This is a genomic window from Paenibacillus lacisoli, assembly GCF_030580655.1.
Taxonomy (GTDB): domain Bacteria; phylum Bacillota; class Bacilli; order Paenibacillales; family Paenibacillaceae; genus Paenibacillus; species Paenibacillus lacisoli.
This window is the reverse complement of record NZ_JAUQTB010000003.1, coordinates 302235-322731: the sequence shown is the minus strand read 5'-3', so window position 1 is coordinate 322731 and position 20497 is coordinate 302235. Positions and strand designations below refer to the sequence as shown.

18 protein-coding genes and 1 pseudogene are annotated in these 20497 nt (G+C 52.1%); 7 read left to right on the top strand and 12 right to left on the bottom strand.

Annotated elements, in window-relative coordinates; genetic code table 11:
- Positions 1-210: 210 nt before the first annotated feature.
- Positions 211-1023, bottom strand: a complete 813-nt coding sequence (locus Q5741_RS08415) for a response regulator transcription factor (protein WP_305023627.1) — start codon at positions 1021-1023, stop codon at positions 211-213.
- Entirely contained in the window at positions 999-1394 is a 396-nt protein-coding gene (locus Q5741_RS08410; RefSeq protein ID WP_305023626.1) for a Fur family transcriptional regulator, read from the bottom strand. The genes Q5741_RS08415 and Q5741_RS08410 overlap by 25 nt, the downstream gene beginning before the upstream one ends.
- Before the next feature lie 226 nt (positions 1395-1620).
- Between Q5741_RS08410 and Q5741_RS08405 the strand changes: the two genes are divergently transcribed.
- On the top strand, positions 1621-1926 hold the full coding sequence (locus tag Q5741_RS08405; protein WP_305023625.1) for a hypothetical protein: 306 nt from the start codon (positions 1621-1623) through the stop codon (positions 1924-1926).
- Here Q5741_RS08405 and Q5741_RS08400 read toward each other — a convergent pair.
- The 8 genes from Q5741_RS08400 to Q5741_RS08365 all read right to left on the bottom strand — a co-directional run bounded on the left by Q5741_RS08400 (position 1849) and on the right by Q5741_RS08365 (position 12859).
- The gene (locus Q5741_RS08400; RefSeq protein ID WP_305023624.1) at positions 1849-2958 is read right to left on the bottom strand and encodes a GerAB/ArcD/ProY family transporter; all 1110 of its coding nucleotides are present in this window, start codon (positions 2956-2958) and stop codon (positions 1849-1851) included. The genes Q5741_RS08405 and Q5741_RS08400 overlap by 78 nt on opposite strands.
- The gene (locus Q5741_RS08395) at positions 2945-4054 is read right to left on the bottom strand and encodes a GerAB/ArcD/ProY family transporter (RefSeq protein WP_305023623.1); all 1110 of its coding nucleotides are present in this window, start codon (positions 4052-4054) and stop codon (positions 2945-2947) included. The genes Q5741_RS08400 and Q5741_RS08395 overlap by 14 nt, the downstream gene beginning before the upstream one ends.
- 11 nt (positions 4055-4065) lie before the next feature.
- Entirely contained in the window at positions 4066-5265 is a 1200-nt protein-coding gene (locus tag Q5741_RS08390; protein WP_305023622.1) for a Ger(x)C family spore germination protein, read from the bottom strand.
- A gap of 2 nt (positions 5266-5267) precedes the next feature.
- Positions 5268-6983 carry a spore germination protein gene (locus tag Q5741_RS08385; RefSeq protein ID WP_305023621.1) on the bottom strand — a complete coding sequence of 572 codons (1716 nt, stop codon included), beginning with the start codon at positions 6981-6983 and terminating at the stop codon, positions 5268-5270.
- Positions 6984-7161: 178 nt separating this feature from the next.
- Complete coding sequence (locus Q5741_RS08380) at positions 7162-9780, bottom strand: WD40/YVTN/BNR-like repeat-containing protein (RefSeq protein ID WP_305023620.1); 2619 nt, start codon at positions 9778-9780, stop codon at positions 7162-7164.
- A 211-nt stretch (positions 9781-9991) separates the two neighbouring features.
- Positions 9992-10930 (bottom strand): aldo/keto reductase family protein, encoded by a 939-nt coding sequence (locus Q5741_RS08375; protein ID WP_305023619.1) that lies wholly within the window; start codon positions 10928-10930, stop codon positions 9992-9994.
- A gap of 172 nt (positions 10931-11102) precedes the next feature.
- A complete protein-coding gene (locus Q5741_RS08370; RefSeq protein ID WP_305023618.1) occupies positions 11103-12227 on the bottom strand; it encodes an NADH-dependent flavin oxidoreductase in 1125 nt (374 codons plus the stop codon).
- A 182-nt stretch (positions 12228-12409) separates the two neighbouring features.
- On the bottom strand, positions 12410-12859 hold the full coding sequence (locus Q5741_RS08365) for an Rrf2 family transcriptional regulator (RefSeq protein WP_305023617.1): 450 nt from the start codon (positions 12857-12859) through the stop codon (positions 12410-12412).
- A 301-nt stretch (positions 12860-13160) separates the two neighbouring features.
- Here Q5741_RS08365 and Q5741_RS08360 point away from each other — a divergent pair, with 301 nt between their 5' ends.
- Together Q5741_RS08360 and Q5741_RS08355 are read left to right on the top strand one after the other, a co-directional pair.
- Positions 13161-14018 (top strand): manganese catalase family protein, encoded by an 858-nt coding sequence (locus Q5741_RS08360; RefSeq protein WP_305023616.1) that lies wholly within the window; start codon positions 13161-13163, stop codon positions 14016-14018.
- Positions 14019-14264: 246 nt separating this feature from the next.
- A complete protein-coding gene (locus Q5741_RS08355) occupies positions 14265-15803 on the top strand; it encodes an FAD-dependent oxidoreductase (RefSeq protein WP_305023615.1) in 1539 nt (512 codons plus the stop codon).
- A gap of 83 nt (positions 15804-15886) precedes the next feature.
- On the opposite strand, the gene Q5741_RS08350 is transcribed toward Q5741_RS08355, so the two are convergent.
- On the bottom strand, positions 15887-16216 hold the full coding sequence (locus Q5741_RS08350; RefSeq protein ID WP_305023614.1) for a YrhK family protein: 330 nt from the start codon (positions 16214-16216) through the stop codon (positions 15887-15889).
- A gap of 64 nt (positions 16217-16280) precedes the next feature.
- Between Q5741_RS08350 and Q5741_RS08345 the strand changes: the two are divergent.
- The 4 genes and pseudogenes from Q5741_RS08345 to Q5741_RS08330 form a co-directional block, all read left to right on the top strand.
- Positions 16281-16541: pseudogene (locus Q5741_RS08345) on the top strand (PadR family transcriptional regulator); the annotation flags it as partial.
- A gap of 309 nt (positions 16542-16850) precedes the next feature.
- Entirely contained in the window at positions 16851-17693 is an 843-nt protein-coding gene (locus Q5741_RS08340) for a DUF4097 family beta strand repeat-containing protein (RefSeq protein WP_305023613.1), read from the top strand.
- Positions 17694-17814: 121 nt separating this feature from the next.
- The gene (locus Q5741_RS08335) at positions 17815-18534 is read left to right on the top strand and encodes a 3-ketoacyl-ACP reductase (protein WP_305023612.1); all 720 of its coding nucleotides are present in this window, start codon (positions 17815-17817) and stop codon (positions 18532-18534) included.
- A 170-nt stretch (positions 18535-18704) separates the two neighbouring features.
- A complete protein-coding gene (locus Q5741_RS08330; protein WP_305023611.1) occupies positions 18705-19922 on the top strand; it encodes an NAD(P)/FAD-dependent oxidoreductase in 1218 nt (405 codons plus the stop codon).
- A 91-nt stretch (positions 19923-20013) separates the two neighbouring features.
- Here Q5741_RS08330 and Q5741_RS08325 read toward each other — a convergent pair whose 3' ends face one another.
- Entirely contained in the window at positions 20014-20466 is a 453-nt protein-coding gene (locus Q5741_RS08325) for a hypothetical protein (RefSeq protein WP_305023610.1), read from the bottom strand.
- Between the last annotated feature and the right edge of the window lie 31 nt (positions 20467-20497).

The following is a 20497-nucleotide window of genomic DNA, read 5'->3' as shown; positions in this document are numbered from 1 at the left end:
TATTTTCATCACAGTAGTTGCTTTGGTTGGTTTTGCCGGTGTTACTTGGTGGTTTGCCCAGGTTGCCCGCGACGAGGAAGCTATCGAACACTAAATAGATTCAGGGCATGTACACGATGTGCCCCTCATTACAAAGCGTTGCCTTCGGCTTCAGAAGACGACGCTTTTTTGCTTGCCATTTTTCAGTGAAAAATAAAAAAAAGAGCAGGGTTAGTCCGCCAGGCGGTACCCCACTCCTCTTACTGTTGTTATATACTTCGGCGCGGCTGCATTGTCTCCCAGCTTCTTGCGCAGGCTTTTCACATGAACATCCACGACGTTGCTGCCCCCCATAAACTGGGTATCCCAGATATCGCTCAGCATGGCCTCACGGGACACGACTTTGCCCCGGCTGTCCACCAGCATCAGCAGCAGGTCATATTCTGTCTTCGTAAGACTCAGCAGGTTCTCTCCTTGACGGACCATCATCCGGCCGCGGTCGATCCACAAATCCTTAAAGACGGTACGCTCACTGTCGATCATGGATGCCGGACGGCGTTCCATCATCCGCTGCACCCGGTACAGCACTTCAGCGGATGCCGCAGGCCATACCAGAACATCTTCTCTGGGTCCGGCTCCGCCGCCCTGCGGCATGCAAGGCTCTTTCACCAGAAAAAGACAAGGTACATCTTCAGCACCGCCTGCAGCAAGCCGACTCTTCAGCTCTGCGAATTCACTGTCACTGCGGGCAGATGTCATATCGTAGATCAGCAGCTCACCGCGCAGCTGAGCCTGCACTTCCGGCTCCCAACGGTGAAAAACAAGAACATCGTAGCAGCCGTCTGACAACGTGCGTACAAGATCCGTCACAGCACCGGGAATCGGGCTAACGAGAATCACACGTCTCGTAACAGGACAGGTATCTACCAGCCGCAGCGGTTCCCTCTCCGGAGCTGGGGCCGGCGAAGCAAAACGTGTCCGCAGGCTGTCCGGAATTGAGGCTCGGCTAATGCTGTATTTTACTTGATTCGTTTGGCTTGACATGCCCGGCACACTCCTCCGAATACGACATGGGCATGATTGATGGAATACCCGGTCTCCTGTGTGACCTGCTCCATCCAATCCTGCGGAACATCCGACATCACCTCATCTACACTGCCGCAAACCTGGCAGATAATATGCTGGTGATCATCCATCCGGGCATCGTAGCGGCTTGCCGCTTCGCCCAGTTTCAATTCCTGAATCAATTCCTTGTCCGTCAAATAACGGAGCGAGTTATACACCGTGCCATATGCTAGATTATGCCCCTGCTCCACCAGCCGGTTCATAACATCGGCCGCAGTCGGATGGTCATGAGAATTCCGGACCACATCATACACGGCTTGACGTTGGGATGTTAAATTTAAAGCTCTCACACTCAGGACTCCTTTTATCATAGTTGTATATCGAATGGCCAGGAGCCATTAACTGAATTTTATTTTGATTTAGATTAAGTATAAATCTTATTACACTCATCGTCAATGCCTGCCGGATAATATGTCTCGTAAAGTACCACACTGTGTACAACGGGGATCTGCATTCATGCTCACAGGATTGGAGACTTTCCCGAACATATTATCAAGGTGAAAGGGTGCTGACTGAATGAAAGTGACGCTGATCTTTATCTTGTTATTCACACTGATGCTGGGGATCAACTATATTCTGGATCTTGTTTTTGGGGTGTCCTCCCCGCTCAAATTCTTTGATATTAACCATTATGTGATGCGGCCTTCAGAAGAAATCGGACTTACTGCTTTTCTGCTTGTAATCATCGTTCAGGTCACTTCAAGACATATTAAAAAGGCGCTCCAGGCCGTCTATCATGCCTGGTTACGCCTGATTACGCCTCCCTCGTCTCTCCCTTCTTCTGCGCAGCAGACCGGCGATCAGCAGCAGAAACGGGAATAGGTAGACAAACAGCGGATGTACATACAGAATGGCCAGCTTGCCGAATTGAAGATGCTTCACGAAGCTCTCCGCCATGATGAATGACCAGATCAAAACAATGAATCCCATAGGAAAGAGCAGCTTCTTATACGGGATGCGAAAGATGTCTGAGGCTGCCAGCAGTGCAGCACAATAGAACAGGGATATTTTGAAAAAGGCGCCAATCATCAAGGTCATCAGCACGAGCACATCCAGCCGCTGGATAAATTCAGATACCTGAACCTTGCCAATGGTCGTAAGAAGTGGAAACACAGACCCTTCGACAATGTTATAGCCCAGCGTGGCAATATTCATAACTGTGGTATCACTCAATACCAATCCGCTCAGAATGATGGCCAGGATGCCCAGCCGCCGGCCCTTGTCAGGACTGGCCATGAATGGAATCAGCATGGTGAAACAGATCATTTCCCCGAACGGAAATACCAGTGTCTCCTGAAAAACCCCTCTCCAGATCGGTCCCCATCCCTGCTGCAAGACAGGCAGGATCCGTTCCAGCTCCAAGGAACCAGATGCAACTAACAAGCTGTTGCTGAGTATTCCGATACCCAGCATCACCGCCATAAAAACCAATGCCGTTCTTGCCAGCACCTCAATACCGTGATGAAGAACATAGATGACTATCAAAATCATGAATATGCTGATGACTAAAAAAGGAGTATGCGGAAGGGTGCTGATTGCAATCAGATTCGTGGCATCCCTCACATTCCGGCCCGCGATATACATAAAATAAATCAGATACATCACGCCAACCATTGTACCCAGAAAGCGGCCAAGCAGAATGCGGGCGTATACCGTCAGAGGGTCACGGGGATACCATTTGGCCAGTGTCCCATATCCGAAGAAGAGCATGGCTCCACCCACCATAGCAATGAAGATGGATATCCAGGCATCTTTGCGGGCCTCAATCCCGATATTAACGACTAGCGCTGTCCCCATTTCAAATAACATCATCATAGAGAGCATCTGGCCGGCACTAACCTTATCCCTGTTCATCCCGCTTCAGCTCCTTTTTCCGGGGTTTGACCAGCGCAACAACAACCAGCAGCAGAGGGATACATACAGAGAATACCGGGAAAATAGTCACCAACACCGCTTTGCCTTCTTCGTGATGCTCCTGAAAGCTCCCGGCAATAGTTAGTGAAGCGATCAGCAGGATAAATGCAAACGGCAGAATCAGCCTCTTGACCGGAATGTGAAACAATTCGGAAGCCGCCAGCAGTGCGGCCTGATAATAGATTGAAATTTTGAAGCACATGCCGATGACCGCCGTCATGATAAAAACCACGTCCAGCCTTTCAATGAAGTTTTGAATGCGAATGAGCGATATCACTGTCTGCAGCGGAAAGTCCGACCGCATCCTTAGATCCGGGCCAATGACCGTTATGGTAATAAATACAGTAACTACAAGCATCAATCCAGCCAGTACAACGGCCGTGATCCCAATTCCTGTGCCAGCCGCCTTTCCCGTCAAATAAGGGAGCAGCATGACAAAACAAATAGTCTCACCGAAAGGAAACATCCATACCTCCTGATATACCGCCTGCAGGACAGGCTTCCAGCCCTGGCCCAATATGGGCTGTATGAAGGACAAGTGAATGACGCCTGAAAAGGTCAGTAAACCCAGACTGACGGCTCCTAGTATGATAATAAGAACCAGGAACAGCATCGCCGTCCTTCCGAGCACCTCAATACCCAGATAAAGGACGTAGGCTACCGTTAAAATCATAATCATATTCACAACCCCGATCGGGGTACGGGTCAATGCCTTCATCGCGATTAATGCTCCATTATCCCGGAGATCCCGGGAAGCACCGTAGAGGAAGAACAGCAGGTAGAGAAATCCAAGCGCTTTTCCAAGATAGGATCCCAGCAGGAGCTTCGCATAACCTAAAAGTGTATATCCCGGAAAACGCGAATGCAGGAATCCATACATAAGGAAAATCAAAACCCCTGGAATAATCCCTAGCAAATTGGCTATCCAGGCATCCTGCCGCGATGCGTCCGCCTGGCTGATTACCAGTGAGGTGCCCAGCACAAGCATCATGATTAAGGCCAGCATCTCAAGAGAGCTGAGCTTGATTTTATCCATATCACACCCTCCTACTCCTGCTGTACACGGTTATACGGGTTATTTCGAGACTCGGTATGAACCAGAAAGGCATTGACATGATACTGGACATCCAGCTCCGGAAACAGCTGCGGCCACTCCTTGGACAGCTTCTTCCACTCTCTGGAATGCCCCCGTGCAATAGCCTGTCCAAAGTCCAGAACATCTGTATTCGCCTCCTGGGCAGCATGAACGGTGGCCTTCAGGATCTCTACCGTCTTCTCGGCCCAGGACCGCTGCAGAGAATCCAGAACCTTCGAATCTCTAAGGGCAAGCGCACAGTTGGACTCTCCGACGGACCCTTTTTCTTTGACATAAATGTGCATCACAGGCTTTCCGTTCACAAATTCAGCTTTTACCCTGCTCTTGATATAATAAGTCGAGATGATAACCCCCTCCCGCTTGCGGCCGCAGGAGAGCGACGTAACGGTGCTCTTGACCTTGTTGTTAATCATAGAGAGACCGATGGCCTCTTCGCCGTCCATCCATCCGGCCAGCCGGCTGTCCCGGAAAATCGCCATACCATTAGCCAGCAGCGTAGCTTTGGGTTCAATGGACTCGACGTTGGACTTGCCTGATGCCTCTTTCAAATCGCCTTCTACCGCAATACCACTGACAACCGGACCTCCGCCTTTAACCAGAAGCCCCCGGATAACAGCATCAATAGGCGTTGTATAATTCTCACCCAGCTGCCGTTCCGACACCTCCATCTTATCGGTAATATCATTAGCAGGAATGCGCCCCACCGAAGTCATCGTCTTCAGCACATCTTTCGCTTTCTCCCCGCGGGCAATCATCATATCCATCGTAATCCGTGTTTCGGGGTCCCGCTCCAGGAAATCGATAAAGTCTGCGATGCTCTTACGGGCCAGGTCTTCGCTGATGACTACGGTCCGGACATGTGCTAGCGATATCTGACGGGGCACCTTGCGCGCGATCCGGCGCAGTGCTTCCATAATGGTATCTCCCTCTTCACTGTACAAAACGACCGGTGTCGTCCCGCGCCCTTTGGCACCGGCGATCTCATCCGCGATCACGACCTGAATCGATACTTCATACCGGTCCGGCTGATCATCCGCATCTATCCCGATGGCTCCAATAACTGCCCGCTGATTCAACTCGCGCGCATCCCAGCAGCCTGACAGCAGCAGGCAGGTGAGAGTGCATATTAGTAACACATATAACATTCTCATCCTTATGAGTCTCCTTGGTTTGAAGAAGGCTGTGATTCCGAATCCGGCTGACTCCGGCTGTCCTGCTGTTGATTGCTGCTGCCCGTCGAGTCAGCCTGTCCGGACGTGCCGGCACCGCTGGATGAACCCCCTGCTTGCTGGCCTGATCCGGATGCCTCCCTCTCCACCTCTCTCTTTATTTTGCTGGCCACGAGACGAGGCCGGTTGCGCATCGCCCAAGTCGGGAAACGCAGAACGGTATCCTTGTGGACCTCTGCCACAAACGGGCTGAAGGGCATCATGTATGGAACCCCGAAGGAGCGGAGGCTGTTCATATGTGCGACCATGGCAATCAAACCGAGTGTAACGCCGTACAAACCGAAGACGGCGGCCAGTACCATGAACATGAACCGGAACAGCCTTCCTGCTACAGACATGTCATAGGATGGCAGGGCAAAGCTTGCAATCCCGGTCAGCGCGACCACAATCGTCAGCAGCGGAGTCACGATACCTGCGTCCACAGCCGCCTGCCCCAAGACTAATGCACCTACAATCGACACGGTCTGTCCGACCGCACGTGGCATGCGCACACCCGCTTCGCGTAGAATTTCGAAGGCAATCTCCAGCAGCATCGCTTCAATGAACGCAGGAAACGGAACCGTCTCCCGCTGGGCGAGCAGGCTGATGAGCAGCGGTGTGGGTATCATTTCATAATGGTAGGTCGTAAGCGCGATATAGAGTGAAGGTCCGAGTACCAGAATAATGAAGCTCATATACCGAATCAGCCGCATGAAAATAGCAATGGCAAAGCGTTCGGCATAGTCCGCTGTGCTCTTGAAGAAATGGGCAAATCCGGTCGGGACAACCAGCACAAAAGGCGAACCATCTACGATGAGGACAACCCGGCCTTCGATCAGGGAGTAGGCAGCAGCATCCGGGCGTTCTGTATTATAGACAGTTGGAAAAGGCGTAAAGGACTGGTCTTCAATCATCTCTTCAATCTGCCCGGAGTCAAATACGGCATCAATCCCGATACGCTCGATACGTTTACGTGCCTCATCCACGATCTTGGCATCGGCGATCCCCTCTACGTATACCATCAGCAGGCCGGTTCTTGACTCGAAGCCCACCTGAAACATTTCTGTACGCAGGGCAGCATTGCGGATCCGGCGGCGTATAAGGGAAATATTGGTGAAGATAGACTCTACAAAGCTGTCCTTTGGCCCGCGGATGACCAGTTGCGTGGTCGGTTCTGCAACAGACCGTTCCGGAACGCCAAAGGTGGAGCAGCCGATCACTTTCTTGATTCCATCCAGAAATACAAGTGTCTGCCCATTAAGCAGCGCATTCATCATGGCCTTCCAGTCCTCATGAATCTGGGTGTGACCAATTGCCAGCGCCTGAGCCTGCATATGACGGAACATCTGCTCCGCATCATCTGCCTGTTCTCCGGCAGTATGTCCCGGAATTCCGAGCAGGGAGTGAACGACCGATCGATCTACATAATCCTGTTTGGCCATGCTCTCCAAAAAAATAACCGCTGCCGGATAACTGGAGGGACTGCCGACCTGGAGACGGCGTATCACGACATCCTGACTGCCGCCCGTATAATTTTGAATACGCTGCAGCATTTCCTCCAAATTAGCTGTCATTTCAGCAGCAGAACCGGATGGTCCCTGCCCTTTGCCCCCTGCACTGCTCGAAGAACGCCTGCTGCCAATAGAACGATAGCGGATCATGGTGTACCTCCTTCCGATGCCTAGTCCGATATTCCAGTATTTGCGTCGGGCCCCTTTTTAATGCATCACAGGCAGATGGATAGAGGGCTGGGTAAGCCTACAGGAAAGAGAAGCATGCCAAAAAAGGCGGCGCGCCGGATGAACTCCGGCTGCGCCGCCTATCTATACTGAAATGAAATTAAGGTTTATACATCACTGCAATGCGGGCCCGGCCCATATTGCCGACGAGGTCTACTGCTTCCACGGTAAACGTGTTCGTTCCTTTGTCCAGCTGGAAGGCCTGTGTGAACGCACCATCTTTAACAGCCAGCCGGACAGCTGAATGTCCGCTCTGTTTAACTGTAACGATCCCGTCCTTCAAGAGCTCATTCACATTGCCGGAAAGGATAAAGCTGCCCGTCTTCACCCGTCCACTCTTCTGATGAAGGGTAATGGAAGGGGCCTTGCGGTCCTTCATCGGGTTATTGGTGCTGCCCCCCCTGATATTTCCGATCACAATCCCCAGACCGTTCGTACCGACATAGACACGGCCATAGACTCTCGGGTCGCCGGTTATTGTCGTATTCGCAGCGCCAAACTGGTGCTGGTCATCATTGATGCGGACCCAGCTGGAACCCCCATTATCGGAACGGTAGACACCATATTGTCCGTTGATTTTGCCATAGCTGTAGAGAGCCGGGTAAGCCTGGCCCGGCGCTGCCTTACCGAACCCGACCGTAGCTGCTTCACTGACATTGCTCAGCTTTGTGAAGGTTTTGCCGGAATCGGTAGAATGCCAGAGTCCATATGCGTTTTCCTTATGGCTGTTGTCCACCGCTGATCCCAGCCAGATATCGCCTTCTTTTCCCGGCACAGCCTTAAAGTTACTGGTCAACGACTGCGGCAGGCCACCTGCCTGCGAAGCCGAGAATGTGGCGCCTCTGTCCGTACTGATATAGAACTTGCCTTCATGGAAAGCATACAATTGGTTCGGATTAACACGGTCGGCTGATACTCTCGATTGTGCAGGCACGCCTTGGGATGGAGTCCAGGTCATCCCAAGGTCTCTGGAATAGCTCACAGGGCGGTCGCTGCCTTTGGGACTCCATACAATGGTGGAGCCATCTGCAGAAACAGCCACGGAACCGCCTTCGGTTTTATCATCCTTGGAAGCAGCCCAGGCGTTACTTCCCGGCTTCCAGGTCCTTCCGTTATCGGTTGAAATGCCGATGCGGGCAGCTTCCCCTTCCCCGTTGCCAACCCGTACTACAATGTTCGGGTTGCTCTCGGCAAAGTCGATATCCGTGCTTGTCCCGATGGTTGGATTCGTCATCATGGACGGTGCCTTGTTCAGATCCTCATGCCGGAAGCCGCCGATGTCACCCATCGCACTGAGCAAGGGAGCACCGGAAGATGGGCTGATCAAGCCAAGAACAGCAGTCTCCTCAATCCCTTCGGCTGCAACGGAGATGTTCACCTTCTCATTACGATCAAGCGCCGTCAGATTGGAGGAACCGTACAGTGTAGCCCCGGTGCCGTACAGCATCCGGTCCGAGTTAAACGGATCAATCTCTATGTCACCGATCATCCAGCCCAGCTTAGGGGAAGTCTCCGGCAAAGATTTCGTTTCGCCCCAATCCAGCCACGGAGCGAGGGAGTAATCCATCGTATAGTTGTTCTCACGGCTGGGATTCTTGGAATAATCAAGGGTCCAGAACGGCTTCCATGTCTTGCCGCCATCCGTACTGCGGTAGATGTAATCATCCGGCCACCATTTGTTCATCGTCGCTACCATCAGCGTATCCGGATGCTGAGCATCGACAGCCAGTCCGCCATACGGATTCTCGGTATTGCCAGTCGGACTGATGTCCGTCCACTCTCCGGTCTTTGTATTGAGCTTCCACACGGAACCCTTCCCGCCGGAATAAGGCCCGATAAATTCGTTATAAGTCACATAGAGATTGCCGTTCGAGGCGAGCGTACCATGATGAGGAACAAAGCCATGGTCAGGCTGGCCCGCAACCGGTGCCCATGTTTTGCCTCCATCTGTACTCTTATAGATGCTCTTATTGGTGTCCGCTACACCAACGTAGATCGTCTGGGTAGATTTTCCCTTCCTGCCTGTTGCAGGATCGAAGGTAACCCATACGACACCGGCAATATCGCCATAGTCATCTTTGACATTGCCTGCTGCGGTGAAGCTGGGAACTCTCTTCCATGTCTTCCCATAATCGTCACTCTTCCATAAGCCGTTGCCACTACGGGTACCCAAATACAGGATTCGGTTATCATTCGGGTCGACGGCCAGACGCTCGCCCATGGAGCGGCCAGGCATGTTCCCGCCCAGCTTGAAAGGAAGCTCTGTCCGCTTCCATGTATCCCCCTTGTCGGTAGAGCGCAGCAGTACGCCGTTCATGTCCGTCCAATCGTTCGTGTAGGTGCCTGAGGCGATATAGACACGGTTAGGATCTACCGGATCGGTGGCAAGACTTTCAACACCAAGCATATTCCATTCATCAAAAGCCACCGAATTCAGCAGCTGTTTCCACGTCTTTGCAGCAGGATCCCAACGATAAGCGCCTCCCATGTCCGTACGGGCATAAACCAGATCTTTTTGCTTAGCGTTATAGACAATACCAGGGATAAAACCACCGCCAACCACCTTGGCACGGCCCCAATCATAAGCCTGGCTCTGCACCTTCTGGACCGCTTGGCTTGCTGCCGGCTTGTTTGCGGATGCCGCCTTGGCATGCAGCGGGGATGCGGCTGGAACGGCAAGGGCCGTCACCAGCGCAATACTCATGAACTTTTTGAACATTTCATTCCCTCCTCAGGCTGTGATATATGAAACCTCCAAACTAATTGTTAACGCTTACAATCTTATTCGCCAAATATTGTAAACGTTTTCGGTACAGGAGGATACCTTGACTTTTAGTGATAAATTCATGTGAATATTAGATAAATATACATTCATCACGAACAGGCAGTCCCTTAGGAGGAACTGCCTGCTGCCAACATGGTAACCGATTCTAGGATAAAATGCCTTCGATCCGCTCCAGGGCATCTGCCGGCAGTTCTACCCCCGAAGCCCCGATATTTTCGCTGATCTGCTCCGGACGGCTTGCACCAACCAGTGCGCTGGAGACATTCGGCTGACGGAGAATCCAGGCCAGTGCCAGCTGTCCGACTTTCAGATCCAGCTCATCCGCTATCTGGGCCAGCTGCTGTACCGTGTGAATGGTCTCTTCGTTAATTCTGCCCTCTTTCCAGCCCAGCTTGGCCGCCCGGCTGTCTGCGGGAATGTCCTCGAGAGAGCTGTATTTGCCTGTCAGAAGTCCCTGTGCGAGCGGCGAATAAACGACCTGCCCAATGCCCTTGCGTTCTCCAAGCGGGATAATCTCCTTCTCGATGTAACGTTCGAACATATTATAGATTGGCTGGTTGACCACGATCCGGTCCAGCAGATAGCGGTCTGCCACGGCCAGCGCCGCCTCCATCTGGGCAGCAGTCCACTGGCTGACCCCGATATATAGTGCCTTTCCCTGGCGCACCAGATCATCGAGTGCCCGCAGTGTCTCCTCCAGCGGTGTCTCCTCATGAAAACGGTGGCAGTAATAGATATCAACATACTCCACACCCAGCCTTCTCAGACTGGCATGAGCCTGTTCGGTAATGTGCTTTCGCGACAGGCCTTGATCATTGGGACCGTCACCCATTTTGCCGAACACCTTGGTTGCCAGCACATAGGACTCTCTGGGATATGCCTTAAGCGTCCTCCCAAGCAGTTCCTCTGCCGCACCTCTTTCATACACATTGGCCGTATCAAAAAAGTTAATCCCCTGATCATACGCCGTCTCAATCGAGTTCACTGCATTCTCCTGCTCCACATACCCGCCATACGTCAGCCAGCTTCCCAGACTGATTTCACTGACTTTCAACCCGCTGCCACCGAGTCTCCGGTATTTCATCTTGCAGTTCCTCCTTCAGGATACATCGCCTCTGCCGCTTCCGCTCCTTGCAGTGCAGTCAGCCCAGGGCCTGTATGTATGAATTGTGAATGATTGCTCTTTTATTGTAACGCCTTCAACCTGTCATGGAAAATAAAAAGGGTTCCCCCCGGGGAACCCTCCATATTCAATCTTAATCAACTACCGGCATCCAGCCTGGCGTATTCACCAGCGCACCCCAGAGTACGTCAGGGATAACCAGTTCCTCCTGGGCCTGCTTCGAGATCGTTGTGCGGATTGAATCTTCCTTGCCGTTCTCCGCCTTCTGCACCCATTCCGGATCCATCAGCAGCGGACGGCCCAGTGCGACCAGCGGAACACCGGTTTCCAATGCCTTCACAGCTTCTTCCGGCGTATCGAGAGAGCCTACACCAATTACGGTTACACGGCTGCCGACCTTCTCATGAATCAGTACTGTACGGGATTCCGTCTGGCTGCGGTCACGGAACGAACCACCAAAGAAGTGGTTCACCGAAATATGCAGGTAGTCCATCTCCTGATCGGCCAGGCGGTCTACCAGCTGCAGCGTATCCTCGAACGTGATACCAGGCTCATGACCTTCCTCCGGAGACAGGCGGTAGCCAAGAATAAACGGACGGCGGGCATGCTTTGCGATCGCCTCTTTAACCGAATTTACCACCGCCAGCGGGAAGGCCATACGTTTTTCCAGCGTCCCGCCCCAAGCATCATCACGCCGGTTGGCATGCGGAGAGAAAAACTGCTGGAGCAGATAGCCGTTCGCGCCATGGATCTCAACACCGTCGTAACCCGCTTCGATGGCTCGGCGTGTAGCTTCCCCGTAAGCAGCAATGACACGCTGGATATCTTCTTCCGTCATTTCACGGGGTACAGGCGCATTCTCCTGCTCGGCAGGTACTGCGCTCGCACTAAGCGGTGTGCCATCTGGAATCTGATCCACCGGAGACAGACGTCCGCCGTGATAAATCTGGAGAATCGCCTTGGCACCTTCGGCATGAATGGTATCTGCCAGGCGGCGCAAGCTTGGAATCATCTCATCGGTATCCGCACCGAACTCGCCGTAGAATCCTTTGCCGTCCAGGGTTACATATACGCATGCCGTCACAACGGCACCTACACCGCCGCTGCGCACACGGTAATAAGCCAGCTCTTCGTCACTGACCTCACCGTTCTGATGGGAAGCAAAGTTAGTCATGGGAGCCATAAGCACTCTGTTCTTGACCGTTACACCGGAACGAAATGTGAAAGGCTCGAACAGCGGTTGGAATCTGGAATTCATAATTAATCTCTCCTTTATCTCTAAGTCATCTATGTCTTTTATGAGTTTCGTTCACCATGGAAACAGCCAAGCCGCTCACAGGTGCACAAAAAATACTGTGGTCATAACAACCACAGTATAATTACCGCAGACCTTAAAGTCAACATGGAATCCTCACGGTCCAGTTATAACTCCTCGACTGCTTACTTCAATTGTTTATATACCCGTTCAGACAGAGATGACAACGTATAGGAGCTCCACAGCTCCATCATAACCCGTTCACTCTCCTCCAATACATCGGATACCAGATGATTAACCTCCGTGCTGAACGGACTCTCCTCGGTATTCGTCTGAAGAATACCCGGGCATATCGAAGCATCCATGCCAACCGCCTGATAAATATCAGCAAGTGTAATCTCCGTGCCCGGACGGGTCAGATAATAGCCGCCATCCCGGCCTTCACGGGCTGCGATGAGTCCGGCCTGTACCAGGCGTGTCAGCACACGCCGTACAAGGGTTACCTCACAATGAATGCGTCCCGCAATCTCACCGCTGGCGCACAACTCCCCATTTCTTTCCAGATAAATCAGTGCCTGCAGAGCAATACCCAGCCATCTGGGCGTTACCGCGCGGGTCTTCTTAGCCATATTCAAATCAAGACACCTCTGTTGATCGCACTCCTGCCGCTGTTGCTGCCGGATGCTCTAATGTCTGCATTGTACGTGAACATCCGGCGAAGTTCAAGGCCTATCGGGCGGCCCGTTGTCTTTCTTGCAGCTGAATGGGACATGGCGCAGCCGAAACCGTTTATAATTTTTAATACAAAAACGATACATACAAATGATTGATCCTTTGATATACGGTTATCAATACTGCCGACGGTTAAGTATAGCAAATAATGATACCAAGCTTAGGTCTAACTCTCATTCCGACTATAAGCAGGAGGTAATTGTTATGTTTTTCCATGTAAAACAGACACAATATAAGTGTTCTCCGGTTATGCCGGATCCATTGTATGCGAAGAAATTGCAAGAAGTGCTTGGCGGTCAATACGGTGAGATGTCCGTGATGATGCAGTACCTGTTCCAGGGCTTCAACAGCCGTGCGGAGAAAAAGTACAAAGATATGCTGCTTGATATCGGCACCGAGGAAATCAGCCACGTAGAAATGCTGTGCACTATGATTTCGCAGCTGCTGGACGGTGCTCCTCTGGACCAGCAGGAGGAGGCCGCCAAGGATCCGCTGATCGAGGCAGCTCTCGGCGGAATCAACCCGCAGCATCTGATCGTCTCCGGGCTGGGCGCTGCGCCAACGGATAGCACGGGTTATCCGTTGAACTCCCGTTATATGGTATCCAGCGGCAATCTGCTGGCCGACTTCCGTGCCAATCTGAATGCTGAGTCCCAAGGACGCCTGCAGGTGGTCCGTCTTTATGAGCAGACGACAGATCCGGGTGTCCGTGATATGCTGTCCTTCATGATTGCAAGGGATACCATGCACCAGAACCAATGGCTGGCAGCGATCGCTGAAATTGAACAGCAGGAAGGTGTGCTGGTACCATCCAGCTTCCATGTGGAGCTGGAAGATCAGGCCATTGCGCATCAATTCATGAACTACTCTGAAGGCGAAGAGAGCAGTTCCGGCTCCTGGGCGAACGGACCGAGCCCGGATGGCCGCGGCAATCTGGAATATGTGGCCAATCCCAAAGCTTACGGCCCAGAGCCTTCGCTCCGTCCTGCACCGGATGCCATGCATTCCCGGCTTGGAATGAAGCCAACGCTCAGCAATCCCAAAGGGTGTCTTGAAGCCTGAAGAGGCGGCAGGGCACCCTTTTGCTATGCCCGATATCTGGACCAACCGCCAGCAGCTATCCGAGCTGTATGCAGTGCGGCCGGCGCCTTTTGCTGCAGCCTTCTACTATAATGGTGGGAATTATCCTGACTACGGGTTTGCCGCATCCGGGACTGTGGTAATAATGGATGACTGGAAGACTGCTGCCTGGATTTCACATCGAAGTGAATTAAAAGTTATAAATCCATTCATAGGAGGTTCCTGCTGATGTCCACCACTAATCGTTATTCCGAGCTTCCACAATTTCCGGAATCCATCTGGCGTGCCACGACCGAATTCCCGCCGTTCGAGAGACTGGCTGAAGACATTCAATCCGAAGTGACTGTTGTAGGAGCCGGAATTGCTGGCATAACGACCGCTTATTTGCTGGCGCAGGCCGGCAAGGATGTCGTCGTCCTCGAGGCGGGATCGATCCTTGATGGTACTACAGGTCATACCACGGCCAAAATTACTTCACAGCACGGCGTTATCTATGATGAGCTGCTTCGACATTTCGGCGAAGAGCAAGCCCGCCAGTATTACGAAGCCAACGAAGGAGCACTCCATTTTATCCGCAATCTGGTGAAGAGGCATGGAATCGACTGCCAGCTGAAGGATGAGGATGCCTATGTCTATGTACAGGAGGAGAAGAACCGCAAACAGCTGGAGGATGAGTTCAAGGCCTACGAGAAACTTGGTATTCCGGGCGAGTGGGTTGACCGCATCCCACTGCCGGTGATGTCCCATGGAGCTATCCGTCTTGGAGGACAAGCTCAGTTTCATCCGCTGGAGTATCTTAAATTTATGGTTCATGAACTGCAGCGCATGGGCGTACGCATCTACGAGCACACCACAGCAGATAAGATCGAGGAGCATGACGATCATGTGCGGGTGACAGTACAGCGCGGCTACCACAATATTGATAGTCAACACGTGGTCAGTACATCGCATTTCCCGTTCTATGATCCGGCCATGTACTTCGCCCGTCTGCATGCTGAACGCTCCTACGCCATTGCAATTAAACCCGAAACAACCTATGCGGGCGGCATGTACATCACTGCCGATACCCCGGACCGCTCTTTCCGCTCTGTCCTGCTGGACGGCGAGGAGCTCGTGATTGTCGGCGGCGAGAATCATAAGACAGGCCAAGGCATCTGTACGTTCGGACACTATGAGCGGCTGGAGGCATTTGCCGGACAGACGCTGGGTATCCGCCAGGCCCCTTACCGATGGTCGGCACAAGACCTGATTACTTTGGATAAAGTTCCTTATATCGGACAAATCAGCGGCGGCAAGGACCGCGTGTTTGTGGCTACTGGTTTTGCCAAATGGGGAATGACGCACGGGACCCTTGCCGGACAGATGCTGTCCTCGCAGATTCTAGGTCAGGACAATCCATATACGGATTTGTTCACCCCGTCACGTTTCAAGGCCTCACCAAGCATCAAGAACTTTGTTGTCCAGAATGCCAATGTCGCCAAAGAGCTGATCAGCGGCAAAGTCGATATTGTGCATACGCATGTTGACGACCTTGGACCGGATGAAGGCGCCATTGTCCGCCATGACGGCCGAAAAGCCGGAGCCTACCGCGATAAGGAAGGTAACCTTCATCTCGTGGATGCCACCTGCACCCATATGGGATGTGAAGTCGAATGGAATAACGGTGAGCGGTCCTGGGACTGCCCTTGTCACGGTTCCCGTTTCGGCTACGATGGCCATGTCATCGAGGGACCTGCCAAAAAGGATTTGGACAAGCTGAGCCAGTGAGCATACGCTGTTATAAAATCTCAACAGACTAAAAAGCGGCTGGTATCCGTCCACACGGAGATCAGCCGCTTTCTTCTTGCCCGCTATGAATTAGAACTCTGCTCAAATTCAGATTCTTCAATCACTTTGCGGAATTGAAAGTAATAGGAGATGCGCAGCATCGATCGGATGAACATCTGGATGCTGCCCAGAATGAAGAGGCAGGTTCCCGCCATCTTATACTGAGGATAGAACAAAAAAAGACTCCCCGCGATAAACAGCAGAGCGGTGGAAATTTCGCTGACAATATGGGCCGTTTCATAGCGGTCCTTGACTGACATTTTTTTACCTTTTCGCCGCTCCCTTACCGGCCTGCGCACACAGCGCTCCGTGTTCGAGGATGAGCCTGCTGCCCGGTGCAGGTGTAACTTCATATTAAATCCCTCCTCTCTGCCACTTACCCTTGTCATAAATACTGAATCTGTTTTACCGCATTCTATGGTTAGAAATGATTACCATTCAGTGATTGAGATACGGATTCAGGAGTGCTATATTCTAAACATTAGTGGTACCCTGTATCCGCTGCTCCGCAGACTTGTAGCCGATGGCTGCTGTACAACCTACCTGCAGGAATCCCCGGAAGGACCGCCGCGCAAGTTTTACCGCATAACCCCTGTAGGTGAAGCCTATATGAAGGAACAGCTGCAGGTATGGAATCAATTCGTATACAGTGTTGCCCATTTGATTGAGGAAGGGCATATTCACTGGAACATGAGCTGCAGCCGCGGCCGCTATCGGAACATGAAGAGCTGTCAACTGACGATGTACTGCACTTTGTGTTCGGTCTTCAGCAGAGGAAGACTGAACAGGATATCGCCCGGGAATCCGGAAATCGTCTACTTGGTTGTTTCACCGGTCCTGGGAACGGTTGATTGGTTTAACAGACCGTTTCACAGTACCTCTCCTTTGCGGCCTGCGGAGCAGGAATGCTGTTCATTTTCCGAATGTGCAGCTTGGACTTATCAATACATCCGGTGGAACATCTCCACCGTGAAAGGACGTTAATTCATGTCTAAAAAATGGTTTCTTCTCGCCGCACTGCTGATTCTGATCGGTGCTGGCGGTGCAGCCGTCTTCGGTTTTGGTTCGCAAGAAGGTGATGACTATGAGCAGAAGTGGACGTTCAGCAGTCAGGAACTGCGATCCCTCTTGATCGAGAACGCCGGCTCGGCCCGGATTGAGTTTGCCCCTTCCAGCAATAGCGAAGGATCTGTTCTTGTAAAGGGAAAATGGAGTAAGGATGACATAGAGCGTATGAAAGAAACAGCTCTGGAGAACGGGCAGCTGGATCTGGATATTTCGAAGAAGCAGGGCTTCCGCCTTTTCTCTATTTTTAACAAGGATTACACCCAGAAGGTAACGGTGTCGCTCCCGCAAAACAGTGAGCTGGAGCGTCTGGCCATCAAGGGTACTTCTGGAGATATTGCACTGGCGGACACCCAGGCCCGTAATATGTCCATCCAGCTGACCTCTGGCACCATGGACCTGTCCTCTTTGACAGCGGATCAGCTTGACCTCAGCATTACATCCGGTGATATCAACGCACAGAACATCAAAGCTAATGTAACCGCCAACGCTTCTTCCGGACAGATCAAGATGAACGAATTAAACGGTAGTGCCACGGTGAAGCTGACTTCGGGCGATGTGGATATTCGGCAGAAAACGGCCGCAGGGGTCGATATTACGTGCTCGTCCGGTAATGTAAATGTCCAAGTCGCAGCAGACTTTAAAGGAAGCTATGATGCCCGTGCCACAGCCGGCGAAGTCAGCATACCCGAATCTGTCGGGGAATCCAAGGATATCATCAAAATCCGTACCACCTCCGGGGACATCAACGTGAATCATCCCTAACGGGTGCGGCTTCTGGTTTGGATCGTTTGTCCAAGTCTGTTATAATCCTGACAGCAAGCCAATCAACAATTGCACCATACTACGTGTATGACAACCATTCCAGTACAAAGGAGATTTCAGCATGGAATTGAAGAATAAGACAGCTATCATAACAGGAGCAGGCAAGGGCATCGGCAAAGCGATCGCCGAATCCCTCGCCAAGGAAGGCGTGAGCCTCGGTCTGATCGCACGTACTCTCTCTGATCTGGAGGAGCTCCAGCGCACACTCGGTGACACCTACGGTGTCAAAGTCGTTAGTGCCGTCGCCGACATCTCCGACCGCACCCAGGCGGAAGCAGCCATCGCTTCACTTGAGCTGGAGCTGGGTGCGATTGATATCCTGATCAACAATGCAGGTACTGCCCAGTTCGGCACTCTTCTTGAAATGGACCCTGAACAGTGGGAACGCATTCTGAACGTTAACGTGATGGGGACCTATTATGTTACCCGCGCCGTGCTGCCAAGCATGATCGCCCAGAACAGCGGAAGTATCATTAACGTGTCTTCCACTGCAGGTGAGCGCGGATTTGCTACCGGCTCGGCTTATTGTGCGTCCAAATTTGCCGTCCTTGGCATGACCGAATCCCTGATGCAGGAAGTTCGTAAATCGAACATCCGTGTCACAGCTCTGACGCCAAGCACCGTCAATACAGAACTATCTGTTAATGCGGGGCTTAAGATTGGCGATGAAGACCGCATGATGCAGCCTGAAGACGTAGCCGAATTGGCTCTCGCTGCCCTGAAGCTGCCGCCGCGTGTATTTGTCAAAGCAGCCGGCATCTGGACCACGAACCCGCAGTAACGATCATGTCTGCCCGTAGCCTGATACCTGAGTTCATAGGTATCGGGCTCTTTATATTGCTTTCAGAAGACACCGCTCATGGAACAATAACGTCCGGAACATACTAATCTGGTCGAACCAGAATATTCTGGCTCAAGGAAGATATGACGGAGAAAGCGGTGAATATAAATATGGATTTGCAGAACGGCAAGCTGTATTGGCCGAGTACAGTGAATCAGGTTCCCGGTTACCCTGCCCTGGAGGAGGATCTGGAATGTGAAGTGCTCATTATCGGCGCAGGAACAGCTGGTGCACAGTGTGCCGCATACCTCGTCCAGCAGGGGATCAAGCCTGTAGTCGTGGACAAACGCCGGGTTAGCGAAGGCAGCACGGCAACCAATACCGCCCTGATTCAGTATGCTGGTGAGAAGAGTTTTGTTTCTCTGGCACATACCTTCGGTGAGGAGGCGGCCGTACGGCATCTCAAGCTGTGCGAAGCGGCCATTAACGAGATCGAAGCTTCCTGCTGGCGCATACCAGGGCAAGCCCAGTTTGTTCGTCGCGAAAGCCTCTACTATGCCAGCTATGACGAGGATATCCGCGCTCTGGATGAGGAGTATGCGATGTTAACCAAGCATGGATTCAAGGTCGAGCGTTGGGATGCAGACCGTATCGCGCTGCACTATCCTTTCCGCAAGGCCGGGGCTCTTTATTACTACGATGATGCGGAGATGAATCCGGTGCAGTATGTGTACGGTCTGCTGGAGCTGGCAGCTGCAGGCGGGGCGCGCATTTATGAGAATACCGAGATTACCGGCAGAGCTTTCGAAGAGGAGCATGCCCTCTTCTATACCCATGAGCGCCGCCAGATCCGTGCCAGACATGTCATTATTGCTGCGGGATATGAAGACCTGGAGTTCAAAGGTGAGAAGAATGCCGTGATCTCTAGCTCCTATGCAGTTGTAACTTCCCCAGTCAATGACTTCTCCTCCTGGTATCAGCGTGCACTGATCTGGGAGACAGCCCGTCCTTACATCTACATGCGGACCACACAGGACAACCGGGTCATTATCGGCGGTTTGGATAAGGATACAGCCGATGAGCGGATTCGTGATAAGAGAACCCTTCACAGCAAGGACCGGCTGATTGAAGAATTTAACAAGCTGTTCCCGGACATCGAGGTCAAAGCCGATTACTACCTGGGCGCATTCTATGGCGGCACCCATGACGGGCTGCCGATGATCGGCCGTTATCCGCAGTATCCGCGCTGCTATACACTGATGGGCTACGGTGACAACGGCACTGTCTATAACCAGGTACTGGCCAGGCTTGTATGTGATGATATTCTGGGCAAGAACTGTGCTGACATGGAACTATACCTGCAGAATCGTCCGTTACTGAACCGCTGAGGACGGTAAATATAAAATAAAGGGACCCTCAGGGCTCCCTTTATTTTGCTGTCATTATAGAAAAAGAGCCTTTCGGCTCTTTCTGATAGATTCAAGCGATATCCGACTGTACCTGTTCCCGGTAAGCAGCCAGCGACTCATCGATAATGGTTGATATAAAAACAGCGTCAATCTCAGGTATCAATTGCAGCGCGTAATTCCATGCATTCTCTTCGATCTGTAACGCAATCCGGCTTCGCTCTGCGGGCATCATCGAGGACTCCATGGCTTCACACAAGGAACCCAGCTCCATGTCGGCGGCATGGCCGATCTCATGGGCGGCGATCACTGCAAAATAATCCTCCGCGCGCTCCAGTGTCCCGAACAGCTGCAGACATTGGTCGAGAATAACCTCGGTATACAAAGTAATCGTATGGGAGTTCATCCCGTATTTGCCCCCGACCAGCCGGCCTCCAGGAAATACGGATTCCAGCTGCACGGAGACTCCGATATTTGCACGCTCCAGCAGTTCATTAATAATCCGTGTGGCGGTAAAGCTATCCAATCGTTCCGTAGCTCCTTTGCTAATCTAATTA

Coding starts and splice junctions, on each gene's coding strand:
- Q5741_RS08405 (WP_305023625.1), top strand. CDS start 1,621: ATGAAAGTGACGCTGATCTTTATCTTGTTATTCACACTGATGCTGGGG.
- Q5741_RS08370 (WP_305023618.1), bottom strand. CDS start 12,227: ATGAATTCCAGATTCCAACCGCTGTTCGAGCCTTTCACATTTCGTTCC.
- Q5741_RS08415 (WP_305023627.1), bottom strand. CDS start 1,023: ATGTCAAGCCAAACGAATCAAGTAAAATACAGCATTAGCCGAGCCTCA.
- Q5741_RS08360 (WP_305023616.1), top strand. CDS start 13,161: ATGTTTTTCCATGTAAAACAGACACAATATAAGTGTTCTCCGGTTATG.
- Q5741_RS08380 (WP_305023620.1), bottom strand. CDS start 9,780: ATGTTCAAAAAGTTCATGAGTATTGCGCTGGTGACGGCCCTTGCCGTT.
- Q5741_RS08385 (WP_305023621.1), bottom strand. CDS start 6,983: ATGATCCGCTATCGTTCTATTGGCAGCAGGCGTTCTTCGAGCAGTGCA.
- Q5741_RS08375 (WP_305023619.1), bottom strand. CDS start 10,930: ATGAAATACCGGAGACTCGGTGGCAGCGGGTTGAAAGTCAGTGAAATC.
- Q5741_RS08400 (WP_305023624.1), bottom strand. CDS start 2,958: ATGAACAGGGATAAGGTTAGTGCCGGCCAGATGCTCTCTATGATGATG.
- Q5741_RS08340 (WP_305023613.1), top strand. CDS start 16,851: ATGTCTAAAAAATGGTTTCTTCTCGCCGCACTGCTGATTCTGATCGGT.
- Q5741_RS08355 (WP_305023615.1), top strand. CDS start 14,265: ATGTCCACCACTAATCGTTATTCCGAGCTTCCACAATTTCCGGAATCC.
- Q5741_RS08330 (WP_305023611.1), top strand. CDS start 18,705: ATGGATTTGCAGAACGGCAAGCTGTATTGGCCGAGTACAGTGAATCAG.
- Q5741_RS08335 (WP_305023612.1), top strand. CDS start 17,815: ATGGAATTGAAGAATAAGACAGCTATCATAACAGGAGCAGGCAAGGGC.
- Q5741_RS08390 (WP_305023622.1), bottom strand. CDS start 5,265: ATGAGAATGTTATATGTGTTACTAATATGCACTCTCACCTGCCTGCTG.
- Q5741_RS08350 (WP_305023614.1), bottom strand. CDS start 16,216: ATGAAGTTACACCTGCACCGGGCAGCAGGCTCATCCTCGAACACGGAG.
- Q5741_RS08395 (WP_305023623.1), bottom strand. CDS start 4,054: ATGGATAAAATCAAGCTCAGCTCTCTTGAGATGCTGGCCTTAATCATG.